We start from the raw sequence: 13,729 nt of genomic DNA on the forward strand, positions 1-13,729 counted from the left end.
CGCAACATGAGCAAGGAGCCAAATCATGATCCCCTCGATTATTCGCTGGTCGGTGGGCAACCGCTTTCTGGTGCTGTTATTGACCCTCATGCTCACCGCCTGGGGGCTCTGGTCGGTCAAGCAAACCCCGGTGGATGCCCTGCCGGATCTCTCCGACGTGCAGGTGATCATCAAGACCTCCTACCCGGGCCAAGCGCCCCAGGTGGTGGAGGATCAGGTCACCTACCCGCTCACCACCGCCATGCTGGCGGTACCGGGGGCCACCACGGTGCGCGGCTACTCCTTCTTCGGCGACTCCTTCGTATATGTGCTGTTTGACGACAACACCGACCTCTACTGGGCCCGCGCCCGGGTGCTAGAGTATTTGAGCCAGGTGGCCCCCAACCTGCCCGCCTCCGCCCGCCCCCAGCTCGGCCCCGATGCCACCGGGGTGGGCTGGGTCTACCAGTACGCGCTGGTAGACAAAACCGGCAAGCATGACCTCAGCCAGCTCACCTCGCTGCAAAACTGGTTCCTCAAGTACGAGTTGCAGACGGTGGAGGGGGTCTCCGAAGTCGCCACCGTCGGTGGCATGGTGCGCCAGTATCAGGTGCGGGTCGATCCGGACAAGCTGCGCGCCTACGGCATTCCGCTCTCCCTTATCGAGACCGCCATCAAACAGGGCAATCAGGAGACAGGCGCTTCCGTCATCGAGATGGCTGAAGCGGAGTACATGGTGCGCTCCAACGGCTATCTCAAGAGCGTTGAGGATCTGAAGCAGATCCCGCTCGGCACCACGGTACGCGGCGCCCCGCTGCTGCTGGGGGATGTGGCGGATGTGGTCACCGGTCCCCAGATGCGGCGCGGTATCGCCGAGCTCAACGGCGAAGGGGAAGTGGTGGGCGGCATTATCGTCATGCGCTACGGCGAGAATGCCCAGTACACCATAGACGGTGTCAAGGCACGGCTGGCGGAGCTGAAAAGCAGTCTGCCACAAGGGGTGGAGGTGGTCACCGTCTACGATCGATCCGACCTTATCCAGCGCGCCATCGACAACCTCTCCGGCAAGCTGCTGGAGGAGTTCGCCGTGGTGGTGCTGGTCTGCCTCGCCTTCCTGTTCCACCTGCGCTCGTCACTGGTGGTGGTCATTACCCTGCCCATCGCCATTCTGGTGGCCTTTATCGTCATGCACCTGCAGGGGATCAACGCCAACATCATGTCGCTGGGGGGCATCGCCATCGCCATCGGCGCCATGGTGGACGGCGCCATCGTGATGATCGAGAACGTCCACAAACACATGGAACGGGAGGCGCTCACCGACAAGAACCGCTGGCGCATCATCACAGAGGCGAGCATAGAGGTGGGGCCCGCCATCTTCTTCTCCCTGCTCATCATCACCATCAGCTTCCTGCCGGTGTTCGCGCTGGAGGCGCAGGAGGGGCGGATGTTCCACCCGCTCGCCTTCACCAAGACCTACGCCATGGCCGCCGCGGCCGGGCTCGCCATCACGCTGGTACCGGTGATCATGGGTTACTTCATCCGTGGCAAGGTGCTGGCGGAGCAGGCCAATCCGCTGAACCGCTGGCTAAGCAAGGGCTATGTGCCGCTGCTCAAAGCCGTGCTGGCCCGTCCGAAAACCACCCTGGCTGTCGCCGCCGTAGTGACGGTGGCGGGCTTCTGGCCGCTCAAGTACCTTGGCTCCGAGTTCATTCCGCCGCTCGATGAGGGGGACATCATGTATATGCCCACCACCGCAGCCAATATCTCGGTGGGCAAGGCGCGGGAGATTTTGCAGCAGACCGACAAGCTCATTCGTACCGTGCCCGAGGTGCAGAACGTGTTCGGCAAGGCGGGGCGCGCCGAATCGGCCACTGACCCTGCCGATCTGGTGATGATGGAAACCAGCATCCAGCTCAAGCCCCGCGATCAGTGGCGCCCCGGTATGACCCCGGAGAAGCTCAAAGAGGAGCTCGATTCCCTCATCCGCTTCCCCGGCCTCACCAACGCCTGGGTGCCCCCCATCAAGACCCGCATCGACATGCTGGCTACCGGTATCAAGACCCCGGTCGGCATCAAGATAGCGGGGCCGGATCTAAAGGTGATCCAGCAACTCGGCCAGCAGCTGGAACAGATCGTCGGCAAGGTGGAGGGCGCCTCATCGGTCTACGCCGAGCGGGTGGCCGGTGGCCGCTATGTGAAGGTGGATGTCGACCGGCTCAAAGCAGCCCGTTACGGCCTCAACATCGCCGATGTGCAGGCGGTGCTCGCCACCGCAGTGGGCGGCATGGAGGTGGGCCAGACCATCGAGGGGCGCGAGCGCTACCCCATCAACCTGCGCTACCCCCAGAGCTATCGCGACTCGGTAGCCAGCCTGGAGCTGCTGCCGGTGGTCACTCCAAGTGGCGCACGCATCGCGCTGGCGGATGTGGCCCGGGTCTACATCAGCGACGAGGCCCCCATGCTGCGCAGCGAGAATGCACGCCTCAACGGCTGGGTCTACGTCGACATTCGCGGCCGCGACATCGGCTCCTTCGTCGATGAGGCCAAGGCAGAGGTGAACAAACAGCTGGTGCTGCCGGCAGGCTACGCCCTCACCTGGTCTGGCCAATACGAGTACATGGAGCGGGCCAAGGCGCGCCTCGCCTACGTGGTGCCGCTGACGGTCGCCATTATCGTGCTGCTGCTCTATCTGGCGTTTCGCCGCGTTCAGGAGGTGCTGCTCATTCTCACCACCCTACCGCTGGCGGTGGTGGGGGGGATCTGGACCCTCTGGCTGCTCGACTTCAACCTCTCGGTGGCGGTCGGGGTAGGCTTTATCGCTCTGGCGGGGGTGGCGGTAGAGACCGGCGTCTTGATGCTGGTCTACCTCAACCATGCCTGGGATGACCTGGTGGCCAGTGGCAAGCCGGACAAGACGGGTCTGCATCGGGCGGTGATCCACGGCGCCGCCCTGCGCCTGCGCCCCAAGATGATGACGGTGGTCACCATCATCGCCGGCCTCTTGCCCATCATGTGGAGCCATGGCACCGGCTCCGAGGTGATGCAGCGCATCGCCGCCCCCATGATCGGCGGCATGGTGAGCGCGCTGGTGCTGACCCTCTTGGTGCTGCCAGCGGCCTATTACCTGTGGCGCAGCCGAAGCCTTGGCAAGAGCGCGAACCCGCAATCCGAATAACCCGATTTCACGATCCATATTGACTGAGCGATGAGGAAACCATCATGAACTACAAGACGCTGACCCTGACATTGCTGCTTGGCCTTGCCACCCAGACCAACCTGCAAGCAGAAGAGATGATGCACCATGAAGGGCACGATATGAGTCAGACGGGTGAGATGAGCGAACAGGCCGCAATGGTGATGACCAAGGGGGTAATTACCCGCCTCGATGAGGGGAGCGGCAAAGTCGGCATCAAGCACGAGGCGATCGAGAATCTCAAGATGCCCCCCATGACCATGGTCTTTCGAGTGGCAGATCCGGCCCAGCTCAAAGGGCTCAAGGTGGGGGATGCCATCCACTTTCATGCGGAAAGCCAGAGCGGCAAGCTCACAGTGACAGCCATCCAGCCGCAATAAACGGCTCTGGCTCGCCGAAAAGGTCACGATAGACAGTGACAACGCAAGAGGGAGGCATCAGCCTCCCTCTTCTTTTGATCAACCTGTTCGTGTGGTCAACCTCTGGCGCGCGATAGCACTCAGCTGCGGGTTGCCAGCAACTGCTCCACATCCTCGATCACCTTGAGGGCCGCCTGCGGGCCGCCGCTGGAGGTCCAGAGCGACCCGTCCACGGCGCTAAAGCGCTTGGCCTTGATCACCGGCAGCTGCTGGAACGCCGGGGTCTGCTCCGCCTGACGCATGGCATCCACCGCATCACCGCTGGCACTCAGAGTGCCGACCACCAGCCAGTCGGCATCCAGCAGATTGAGGGACTCCAGACTCAGCGCCGGTGAGTGGGGTGCGCCAGTGCCCTGCTGCTTGCTTGGGCGTACCAGCCCCATCGACTCCACTACGCTGCTGGCAAAGGTGCCCTGATACATAAAGCTCGGCCCCTTGGGATTCCAGCGCACTATGCTGATGCTCTCCCCCTGATGCTTGGCCAGCTTGCTGCGGGCCTGAGTCAACCGCTCGGCATACTGCAGCAAGAAAGTATCCCCTTGCTGGTCGCGGTTAAGGGTGTGGGCGGTGCGGCGGAAGCTATCCTGCCACGGCTCACCCCACTTGCTGGTCACCACGGTCGGCGCGATCTCCCCCAGCAAGGTCAGCAGCTCGGGACGGGTCTGGCCGGTCAGGATAAGGTCGGGCTCCAGCGCAATCAGCGACTCCAGATTGGGGCTGTCGAGATCACCGATCACCTGGATACCCATGCCCGCCTTGTTCAGCAAATAGCGGGGCAAGGTGGGTTGACCACGGCCATTGACGGCGCCGATAGGGGTCAGCCCCAGGGTCAGGGTGCTGTCGAGTTCGAGCTCGCTCAGCACCACCACCCGCGTTGGCTGGACTGGCACCTGCACCTTCTGGCCAAACGCATCAGTCACTTCACGCATCTCCTGTGCCTGAACCAGCGGCGCGGCCAGCATCAGGATGGCTGCTGCCAGGGCGGCAAAACGCTTCATCATCTCACTCCTTCTCGTTGCACGGCCCGGATAATCGGCCGCGAGGATACACTCGGTGGGCCCACAGAGCAGGCCCATATGACTCAACTCGCCGAACGTAGGGCGCGGCCATGTTCGTGGCGACGGGGCACGATAATGGGCGCCCCGTCGCCGGGGGCATGCAAAATGTCGACACTGGTCTGGTAGAGCCGGTCGATTAGATCCTTGGTCACCACCTCCCGGGCCGGGCCCATAGCGGCAATGGTCCCCTCGCCGATGGCGATCAACTCGTCACAGTAGCGGGCCGCCATCGCCAGATCGTGGATCACCAGCAGCACGGTTTTGCCCTCGGCGGTGATGCGATGGATCGCCTCCATCACCTCGGTCTGGTGACCGATATCGAGGGCGCTGGTGGGCTCGTCGAGCAGCACCATGTCGCTGTCCTGGGCCAGGATCATCGCCAGCCACGCACGCTGTGCCTGCCCGCCGGAGAGGGACGCTGCGCTCTGCTGCCAGATGCTTTCAAGCTGCATCCGCTCGCAGGCAATACGCACCATGCGGGCATCCTCCTCACCCCACTGATTGAACCAACCCTGATGAGGGTGACGGCCATACTGCACCAACTGCTCCACCAGAATGCCGGCAGGCAGGGTTGGCCGCTGGGGCAAGTAGGCGAGCTCCCGCGCCAACCCCTTCATGGGGTAGCTGGCAAGCGGCTTGCCTTTGAGCAGGATCTCGCCGCGTTGGGCGTTCATCTGGCCGGATAGCAGCTTGAGCAGGGTCGATTTGCCGCAGCCGTTGGGGCCGACGATCCCCACCAGCTTGCCTCTCGGCACGCTGAAAGAGATGTCCCGCAAAATGGGGGTCTGCTGATAGGCGAAGTGGAGGCGATTTACGGTGAGCGTCATCAGTCAGCCCTCTGGCGATCGTTAACGAGAAGAAACAGCAGCAACAGGCCGCCGAGAATGCGGGTCATGATGCCGGTCGCCACCTCGTGGGGGCTGGCCAGCACCCGGACCAGGGTATCGCTGGCAAGCAGCAGCAGGGCGCCGCTAAGCGCCGCCAGCCAGAGCGGCACCACCCGGTCTTTCACCAGCCAGGAGGCAAGAATGGGGGCAGCCATGGCGATAAAGACCACGGGGCCGCCGATGGCGGTGCCGAGCGCCGCCACCACAATGGCCTGCGCCAGAATGCCCAGTTGCACCCGATCGCCGTTGACGCCAAGCCCTCTGGCCATCTCGGGGCCAAAGCGCAGCACCGCCAGCGAGCGGGAGAGATAGACGATCCACGGGCAGAGCAGCAGCAACAGGATGGCGATGGGGGTGATGGTGCTGTAACCCACGGCGATAAAGCTGCCCATATTCCACAGATAGAGGGAGCTCAGGTGCAGCAAAGCCTGGGTGGACATCACAAACTGGCCGAGCGCCTCGAACAGCTCGGAGAGGCCGATGCCGATCACCACGAACAGATAGCCCTGCTCACCCGGTTTGCGGCAGAGGGCATAGAGCACCAGCGCCGCGAAGATGGCTCCGATAGGTGCCGCCCACCAGGGCCAGCTGCCCACGGTCAGGTAGAGGGAGAAGACGATGATGGCCAGAGAGGCCCCGTTGTTGACCCCCACCATATCGGGTGTGGCCAGCCGGTTGCGCACCAGCGTCTGCACCAGACAGCCGGAGAGCCCCATGGCCGCCCCCGCCGCCACCACCCCAAGGATGCGCGGCAGCCGGATCTTGAACAGGGTGAGCTGCTCAAGCCGGGTCCCCTCCCCCAGCAAGGTGTTGACCACCCCAGCCAAGCCAAGCTTGCCGCCGCCAACGCTCAGGGTCAGCAGAGCCAGCGCCAGCAACGCCATGGCCAGCAGAGCCAGCCAGCGCCAGCTTGGCAGATGGATCAGCAAAGAGCGGTTGCCAGCCCGCAGGCAGAGCATATCGGTAGGTGTACGCATCAGCCCCTCACTTGACGGTCAGCAGGGTACGAAAGCCCCCGCGGTGAACGATGGCGATCAGCACAGGTGCACCGATCAGGGCCAGAATGACCCCGTTGGGCAGCTCGAACGGCTGGATCAGCCAGCGCGCCAGAATGTCGGCCAACAGCAGAAACAGCATGCCGAACAGAGCGGAGAAACAGACCTGCACCGACAGCTTCACCGGCTCTACCAGTCGGCCACAGTAGGCGGCCAGAAAGCCGACAAAGCCGATGGGGCCGGCGATAGCGATGGCACTGGCGGTAAACAGGGTGGCGGCCAGCAGCACGCCAATCCTCACCCGGTTAGGGCGGATCCCCAGCGCCTGGGCCTGACTGTCCCCCATCTGCATCAGGGTCAGCTGGCGACAGAGCAGCAAGGTGATGACAAACGCCGCCAGCACGAAGGGCAGCACAGCGACGATGGCATCGAGATTGGCCGCCGACAGGGAGCCGAGGTTCCAGAAGCGGTACTGCTCCAGCACCATCTTGTTGGAGAGCAGCAGAAAGCTGGAGAGACCGCCGAAGGTGGCGGAGAGCGCCACCCCGACCAGAATCAGCTTGAGGGGGTTGGAGCGGCCAATCATCATGCCGAGCCCCAGCACAATCACGTTGCCCAGCAGCGCGCCGAGTCCGGCCCAAAGCAGATAGCCGTAGGCGGACTCCACACCAAACCAGGTGAGCCCCACCACCAGCGCAAAGACGGCCCCGGCGTTGACGCCGAGCAGGCCGGGCTCCGCCAGCGGATTGCGGGTCGCGCTCTGCAACAAGGAGGCAGCCAGAGATAAAGATGCGCCGACCACCATGGCACAGAGGGTGCGCGGGATCCGCAAGGTATTGAGCACCATGGCGAGCTTCTCGTCACCAGCCCAGCGGGAATCCCCCATCAGGTAGCCGAGTACCTCGCGGGCACCATAGACGCCCGCACCGGTGGCGAGCGAGAGGCAAAACAGCGTGCAGAGAAGGAACAATGCCAGCCAGAACAGAGGGGTCTGGTACTTAACCACCCTTTACGACTCCTTGCGTTGGGTCTGACAACATGCAGCCAAACCGACGTGAAAACAGGGCGCTCTTGTGTCAACGGAAATAAAAACGCCGCCCGGACGAATACCCAGACGGCGCAATACTAAATGCAAATCATTTTTATTTTCAAGTGTGAATCAGGTATTCTTTCGCATCCGCTTAATTATCCATCACATCGTGACGGGTCTGGTGATAGGCCTCTTCACTCTTGCCCCGGCGCCAGTACGGCACGGCGTAGAGCGACTGGCGATCCACCTCGAGCACGGAGCGAAAATGGCGGCGCAGCGGCAGCACCAGCGCCTCTTCCCCACCCAGCCAGAAGAAACCACCATCGCGCACCAGCGGCAGAGCAATCACATGCTCCAGCAGGCCGCTGGACTCGGGCTCGCCGACAAACCAGTGACAGCGAACCCCGACCGGCAGTGTCAACGGCTGAGCATCGGCCTGATCCGGTACCAGAATCGCAATTTCCCCTCTGGCCTCGGTAGGCATCACCTCACACATCGCCATGATGGCGGGCAAGGCGGTGAGATCCCCTACCAGACAGTAGTGATCGGCCGGTTGCAGCATGGGGTTGGGACCACCCGGCCCGGAGAGGATTACCTTCTCTCCCGGCTTGGCATGGGTAGCAAAGGCGCTGGCGGGCCCAGCGTCACCGTGCAGCACGAAGTCGATATCAATTTCCTGCTCATCACGGCGAAACGCGCGGATGGTGTAGGTGCGGATCACCGGCTTGTCAGCCGGGTCACTCCAGCGCGGGCCGCTCGGGGTCATGGCAGGCAGCACTGGCTCTACCTGATGGGGCTGGGCCAGCATCACCTTGATATGGGCCCCACCGCAGGTAAAGGGATAGTCAGCCAACTCGCTGCCACCAAAGGTGATGCGACGCAAATGGGGGGTGATCTGGGTAATGGCTTTGACAGTCAGCAGACGGGGACGATTGGGAGGCAGAGATGGGGACACGATGGGGCTCCTCGTTGAGTGTGTCGCCCATGCTACACGCAAATAGGAATCACTACCAAATAAGATTATTTCTCGTCTAATAGCTACAAATCGAATTCAAACGCCCCCAACTACTGGCGTCCACACCCCAATCCAGACATAGGCTTTATGCACGCTAGCTCCATGATTGGGCAAAGAAAGCAGCCGGACAACGCCACAGTCACAAAGGGTTCCATTTGCTTATTTCGACCATAGTTTTTCGAGATCAAATTTTATTTCCCAATAAGTTTCCTATCCTTAGTGAAGCAGTTAATGTAAGCACAGGATGCCAAACAGGATTGTATGATGGATGACCAGATCCTGATTATTGATGATGACGATCTCTCCCTCCCCGACGCACAGCAAGCGGGCTGGAAGGTGATGATTGTTGACGATGAGCCTGAAGTGCATCGCATCACCAAAATCACCTTGAACAAATTCGAGTTTGACAATCGCCCCATCGATTTTCTGCATGCCTATTCCGCGGCGCAGGCCAAAGAGTTGCTGGCCACCACCCCGGACGTTGCCCTGTTGCTGCTGGACGTGGTGATGGAGGTCGACCACGCTGGCCTAGATGTCGTCAAATATGTCCGTGAAGATCTGCAAAACAAGATGGTACGCATCGTGTTGCGTACCGGCCAACCCGGCCAGGCGCCGGAAGATGACGTGGTCACCAACTACGACATCAACGACTACAAGGATAAAACCGAGCTCACCTCCCAGAAGCTGCGCACCCTGCTGCGGGCCAGCCTGCGATCCTATCGGGATATCCGCACCCTGGAGAGTAACCGTCAGGGGCTGGAAAAAGTCATCGAAGCCTCCAAGGGGATCTTTGAGAAACGGGCCTTGCGCCAGTTTGTCGAAGGCGCCCAGGAGCAGCTCAGCGCCCTGCTCCATCTGGGGGAAACCCAGATATACGACGTCAAGCAATACGCCTATGAGGTGAAGGATCAAGTATTGGAGCCCCTGCTCCCCGGCCATCCCGCCATGCTCCTCACGGACGCGCCGGAGATCCTGCGCCAGGCCATGAGCAAGCGCAGCAACGTCTATAACGCCACCCAGATGGTGCTCTACTGCCAGAATCCTCGCCACCACCTGCTGTTCCACATCGAGACCACCCGCCAGCTCAGCCAGATCGATACCAGTCTGCTGACACTGTTTACCGAAAACATCATAGTGGCGCTGGAGAATATCCGGCTCAATGAGGTGATCGCCGACAACCAGCGGGAGATCATCTATCGCATCGGCGAACTGGTCGAAACCCGTTCAAAAGAGTCAGGGCTGCACGTCAAGCGGGTCGCGCTCTATACCGAACAGTTCTGCCACCTGATGGGCATGAGCGAAGAGCAGAGCGAGCTGGTGAAACGTGCCTCGCCGCTCCATGACATTGGCAAGGTGGGAATTCCCGATGCCATCTTGCACAAGCCGGGCAAGCTGACACCGGAGGAATGGGAGATCATGAAAACCCACGCCCAGCTCGGGCAGGATATGCTCTCCGGCAGCGATCTGGCGCTGTTTCAGATTGGTGCCACCATCGCTGGCAATCACCATGAGAAATGGAATGGCAGTGGCTATCCCCGTGGTCTGAAGGGGGCCGATATTCCGCTGGAGGGGCGGATTGTGGCGCTGGCTGACGTGTTCGATGCTCTGGGTTCGGATCGCTGCTACAAGAAGGCGTGGCCGCTGGACAAGGTGCTGGCCCTGATTGAAGAGGAGAAGGGGCAGCATTTCGACCCCCAGCTGGTCGAGCTGATGATGGCCAATCTGGACAAGTTCCTCGAGATCCGCGAGCAGAACAAGGATGTCTATATCGGCGAACACTGATAGCCAGCTTGTTCTGTTTATGAACTAAAAAACCGCCCTGCTTATCAGGGCGGTTTTTTATCTCTGGCATCACGCCACTTAAGTACGTGGGTTACTGCTCTGGCAGATTGAGATCCAGCTTGGCAGCAGGTTGTCCAGCTTGCTGATTCTCGGCCTGTGCAGCGGCCAGAGCACGCTTCAGGGCACGCCGTTTTTGTATCACCACAAACCCGACCCCACCCAATACCGCCAGCAGCACACCACCACCCGCCAATGCCCAGATCAGCCAGCCCATTTCCTCCTCTGCCGGAGCTTCATGGGTCGCCTCGGCACTGGAGGCCGGTGCGGCGGCCGACACCACCTCTACAGGAGGCGGCGGTGGCGGGAAGACATTGAAGATTTTCACCGGCAACTCGATTTTCAGCTCACGGCCGAGGCGAGTGGTGCCATAGAGGGTTGCTTTCACCTCATGCTGACCGACCTCCTTGATGTTGGAGAGATCGATATCAAGCTTGGGGTCGCTGGCGGTCTCGCTGAACTCGTAGAGGCCGCCCACATTGCTGGTCACACTCCCCTTGACCACCACGGAGGCGGGATCCAGCTCATCACGGTCGATTAGCAGTGAGAGCTTGGCACCCAGCTCATCCGAAGGCGGCGACAAGTTATAGCTGAACGGATAGGGGTACAGCAGCACATCCTGATAACGGGCACGGACAAACACCTGATTGCCTGTGCTGAACATGGCGCGGTACTTGCCACCGGGAATATCCTGCAGCGTCACTTCCGCCGTCATGATGCCATCGCCCGGTACCTCATCTAGCCCCTTGCCATCATCGCGATAGTGACCAAGCACTTGATCCAGCACGACCTCTTTCTTATCGGCATCGCTGAACGATTGTAGCTTGACGGTCATGCCAAGGTCAGAGAGATAGTATTTATCTTTCGGCGGCTGACCATTGATCAGCAACCACGCCTTGAGCTTGACCACCTCCCCCTGATAGAGCTGCATCGGCAGGGCGGCGATATCGAGCCGGATATCGGAGAGAATGCGCACCCGGTTGTCGGGATCCACCTCACCAATCGCCTGCCAGGGGCCCGGCATGGGATTGCGCAGGGTAATGAGATCGTGCTCCGGCAACGCCAGCCAACCCACATCGGCAGGTTTGACCTTGCCCACGTAAAGCTTGCTGCCATCGGGGCGAACCAGGATCACGGATGGGGTGCCCGGCTTGCGCTTGATAATGAAGGTGATCTCCTTCACGCCGTAATCGATGCGAAAGCGGTTATCCAGCAGCGGAATATCGGAAGGGGCAAATACCTCGGTCGCCGTTGCCCCCAGCGAGAGCAACAACAGCAGACCGGCACACCACTTGCTCATTGCCGCCACAGACAACTTCCTCCTTTCTTCTGTACCAGATCCAGTCTCGCCTCGTGCAGGGCCTGAACCTCGGCACTGGCACGCACCACCTTGAGGGCGGGTCGGTTGCTCTCCAGCCGGCGAATACTGGTGTCCTGATTGCTTTCGTTTTCGTTGCTCTCGGTGGCCAGATTGAGTTTGGTCTGGCCGCCGGTCATCAGCAGGTAGACGTCTGCCAGGATCTCCGCATCGAGCAAAGCCCCGTGCAGGGTACGGTGGGAGTTGTCGATACCGTAACGATCGCACAGCACATCCAGGTTGTTGCGCTTGCCGGGGAAGAGATCCCGCGCCATCGCCAGGGTATCAGTGATGGTGCAGATATCCGCCGTCTTGAAGTTGAGTCCGAGCTTGCTGAACTCGTAGTCCATGAAGCTCACGTCAAACGGTGCGTTGTGAGCGATCAGTTCGGCGCCGCGGATGAACTCAAGGAATTCGTCGGCAATCTGGCTGAACGACGGTTTGTCACGCAGGAACTCGTCGGTGATACCGTGCACCTGGATCGCTTCCGGGTCGACCAGGCGATCAGGCTTGATATAGACGTGATAGTGGTTACCGGTCAGCTTGCGGTTGATCACCTCCACACAGCCGATTTCGATAATGCGGTGCCCCAGATAGACAGGGCCACCCGCCGTATTCATACCTGTGGTTTCAGTATCCAGAATGATCTGGCGATTTAGTTGGGGTGTGTTCATGATCCAATCTATGTCAAACTTCGGCTTTACTTACTCGCTAGTTTACCCCAAGCCTCATGTTAAAACAGATTGATTGCTCATGTTAAAACAGATTGATGTCTATACCGACGGCTCCTGCCTCGGCAATCCGGGCCCGGGTGGTTACGGGGCCGTGATGGTCTACGGCAAGCACCGCAAAGAGATTTCCGCCGGATTCAAGTTGACCACCAATAACCGGATGGAGCTGATGGCCGCCATCATGGGGCTGCGCACCCTCAACGAACCGTGCAAGGTGCGCCTCACCACCGACAGCCAGTATGTCCGTCAGGGGATCACCCAGTGGATCATCGGCTGGAAGAAGAAAGGGTGGATGACCGCCAACCGCCAACCGGTCAAGAACGTCGATCTCTGGAAGGAGCTGGATGCGGAAGTGGGTCGCCACCAGATCGAGTGGCTCTGGGTCAAAGGGCACTCTGGCCATCCGGAGAACGAACGCTGTGACGAACTGGCCCGCGAGGCGGCCTGCGGCAAGGAGCTGGCCGAGGATACCGGCTACCAGCCCTGACGGGCCATTCCCGGTGTGGCGAGGGATTTTGGCAGTTGCCAGCGCCGCCGCACCGGGATCAGTGGAAAGCGCCGTTTACGGGCCGCAATCACGTATACCGATGCAAATGCCCTGCAATAATCCCGCCCGACACTCTCCCGCCACCAACTGTGCCAGCTCTGTTTACCCATAAACGAGTAACCGAAACGCTCGTCGAACATCACCTCGCATCCCAGCAGATGCAGCCAGTCCGTCACCCGCCCTGGGGTGAACATCCGTGCCGACCAGGGCATTCTGCGCCGCAAGAACGGCACACAGTGACCGATCCCGACCAGACTCATGGGGTTATAGCCACTGATGATCAGCCAGCCATCGTCGGTCAACACTCTTTCAGCTTCGCGCAACACCTGATGAGGATCGGCAGAGAAATCTAGGCAGTGAGCCAGCAGGCAGGCATCGACGCTGCCGGTCCGCACCGGCAGATCGAGGGGATCGCCATACATGTCGAGCAGCCGCCCGCCGGGGGCGACACCGATCTGGTGACGAATGGAGGAGCGTTTGCAGGAGAGTTCGGCGCTCAGAGCGCCAATTTTCAGCAGATGATACCCAAACAGATTGGGGCACCAGTTGTCGAGCCGCTCCTGGATCTCGGCCGCCACCCAGTCCCCCATAGGCAATGCAGACCAGCTGGTCGGGATCTCGATTTGTTGTTCGGTACGTGCCACCTGCATAATAGGGCTCAACTCGGGGTTTCGAACGC

Annotated in this window: 12 protein-coding genes; 4 read left to right on the plus strand and 8 right to left on the minus strand. The window is 60.8% G+C overall.

Annotated features, from left to right (window positions below):
- Positions 1–25: 25 nt before the first annotated feature.
- Both LRL22_RS18005 and LRL22_RS18010 read left to right on the plus strand, forming a co-directional pair.
- Positions 26–3,154 (plus strand): efflux RND transporter permease subunit, encoded by a 3,129-nt coding sequence (locus tag LRL22_RS18005; protein ID WP_270906012.1) that lies wholly within the window; start codon positions 26–28, stop codon positions 3,152–3,154.
- A 44-nt stretch (positions 3,155–3,198) separates the two neighbouring features.
- Positions 3,199–3,552 (plus strand): copper-binding protein, encoded by a 354-nt coding sequence (locus LRL22_RS18010; RefSeq protein ID WP_113739181.1) that lies wholly within the window; start codon positions 3,199–3,201, stop codon positions 3,550–3,552.
- A gap of 119 nt (positions 3,553–3,671) precedes the next feature.
- Here LRL22_RS18010 and LRL22_RS18015 read toward each other — a convergent pair whose 3' ends face one another.
- From LRL22_RS18015 to LRL22_RS18035, 5 genes are all read right to left on the minus strand, one after another.
- Complete coding sequence (locus LRL22_RS18015) at positions 3,672–4,589, minus strand: iron-siderophore ABC transporter substrate-binding protein (RefSeq protein ID WP_336296656.1); 918 nt, start codon at positions 4,587–4,589, stop codon at positions 3,672–3,674.
- 83 nt (positions 4,590–4,672) lie between these two features.
- Positions 4,673–5,476: an ABC transporter ATP-binding protein gene (locus LRL22_RS18020; RefSeq protein WP_270906014.1), complete on the minus strand. Its 804-nt coding sequence runs from the start codon at positions 5,474–5,476 to the stop codon at positions 4,673–4,675.
- Positions 5,476–6,513 (minus strand): FecCD family ABC transporter permease, encoded by a 1,038-nt coding sequence (locus LRL22_RS18025; RefSeq protein WP_158112363.1) that lies wholly within the window; start codon positions 6,511–6,513, stop codon positions 5,476–5,478. The genes LRL22_RS18020 and LRL22_RS18025 overlap by 1 nt, the downstream gene beginning before the upstream one ends.
- A 7-nt stretch (positions 6,514–6,520) precedes the next feature.
- On the minus strand, positions 6,521–7,537 hold the full coding sequence (locus LRL22_RS18030) for a FecCD family ABC transporter permease (RefSeq protein WP_158112364.1): 1,017 nt from the start codon (positions 7,535–7,537) through the stop codon (positions 6,521–6,523).
- 175 nt (positions 7,538–7,712) lie between these two features.
- On the minus strand, positions 7,713–8,516 hold the full coding sequence (locus LRL22_RS18035; RefSeq protein ID WP_270906015.1) for a siderophore-interacting protein: 804 nt from the start codon (positions 8,514–8,516) through the stop codon (positions 7,713–7,715).
- 324 nt (positions 8,517–8,840) lie between these two features.
- Between LRL22_RS18035 and LRL22_RS18040 the strand changes: the two genes are divergently transcribed.
- Positions 8,841–10,358, plus strand: a complete 1,518-nt coding sequence (locus tag LRL22_RS18040) for an HD domain-containing phosphohydrolase (protein ID WP_005361714.1) — start codon at positions 8,841–8,843, stop codon at positions 10,356–10,358.
- Positions 10,359–10,449: 91 nt separating this feature from the next.
- On the opposite strand, the gene LRL22_RS18045 is transcribed toward LRL22_RS18040, so the two are convergent.
- Complete coding sequence (locus tag LRL22_RS18045; RefSeq protein ID WP_265062529.1) at positions 10,450–11,715, minus strand: TIGR03503 family protein; 1,266 nt, start codon at positions 11,713–11,715, stop codon at positions 10,450–10,452.
- Positions 11,712–12,446, minus strand: coding sequence for a DNA polymerase III subunit epsilon (gene dnaQ, locus LRL22_RS18050; protein ID WP_047439188.1), 735 nt, complete (start codon positions 12,444–12,446; stop codon positions 11,712–11,714). Before dnaQ ends, LRL22_RS18045 begins: the two co-directional genes overlap by 4 nt.
- Positions 12,447–12,525: 79 nt before the next feature.
- On the opposite strand from dnaQ, the gene rnhA reads away from it, so the two are divergent.
- A complete protein-coding gene (gene rnhA, locus LRL22_RS18055) occupies positions 12,526–12,990 on the plus strand; it encodes a ribonuclease HI (protein ID WP_193859965.1) in 465 nt (154 codons plus the stop codon).
- Here rnhA and LRL22_RS18060 read toward each other — a convergent pair.
- Positions 12,978–13,700 carry a methyltransferase domain-containing protein gene (locus LRL22_RS18060; protein WP_270906016.1) on the minus strand — a complete coding sequence of 241 codons (723 nt, stop codon included), beginning with the start codon at positions 13,698–13,700 and terminating at the stop codon, positions 12,978–12,980. The genes rnhA and LRL22_RS18060 overlap by 13 nt on opposite strands.
- Positions 13,701–13,729 lie beyond the last annotated feature (29 nt).

Origin of the sequence: Aeromonas sp. PI_26 (genome assembly GCF_027854445.1) — a bacterium.
Taxonomy (GTDB): domain Bacteria; phylum Pseudomonadota; class Gammaproteobacteria; order Enterobacterales; family Aeromonadaceae; genus Aeromonas; species Aeromonas veronii.

Bases quoted from the DNA above. Each gene is read 5' to 3' on its own strand.
- LRL22_RS18005 (WP_270906012.1), top strand. From the start codon at position 26: ATGATCCCCTCGATTATTCGCTGGTCGGTGGGCAACCGCTTTCTGGTG.
- LRL22_RS18010 (WP_113739181.1), top strand. From the start codon at position 3,199: ATGAACTACAAGACGCTGACCCTGACATTGCTGCTTGGCCTTGCCACC.
- LRL22_RS18015 (WP_336296656.1), bottom strand. From the start codon at position 4,589: ATGAAGCGTTTTGCCGCCCTGGCAGCAGCCATCCTGATGCTGGCCGCG.
- LRL22_RS18020 (WP_270906014.1), bottom strand. From the start codon at position 5,476: ATGACGCTCACCGTAAATCGCCTCCACTTCGCCTATCAGCAGACCCCC.
- LRL22_RS18025 (WP_158112363.1), bottom strand. From the start codon at position 6,513: ATGCGTACACCTACCGATATGCTCTGCCTGCGGGCTGGCAACCGCTCT.
- LRL22_RS18040 (WP_005361714.1), top strand. From the start codon at position 8,841: ATGGATGACCAGATCCTGATTATTGATGATGACGATCTCTCCCTCCCC.
- LRL22_RS18045 (WP_265062529.1), bottom strand. From the start codon at position 11,715: ATGAGCAAGTGGTGTGCCGGTCTGCTGTTGTTGCTCTCGCTGGGGGCA.
- dnaQ (WP_047439188.1), bottom strand. From the start codon at position 12,446: ATGAACACACCCCAACTAAATCGCCAGATCATTCTGGATACTGAAACC.
- rnhA (WP_193859965.1), top strand. From the start codon at position 12,526: ATGTTAAAACAGATTGATGTCTATACCGACGGCTCCTGCCTCGGCAAT.
- LRL22_RS18060 (WP_270906016.1), bottom strand. From the start codon at position 13,700: ATGCAGGTGGCACGTACCGAACAACAAATCGAGATCCCGACCAGCTGG.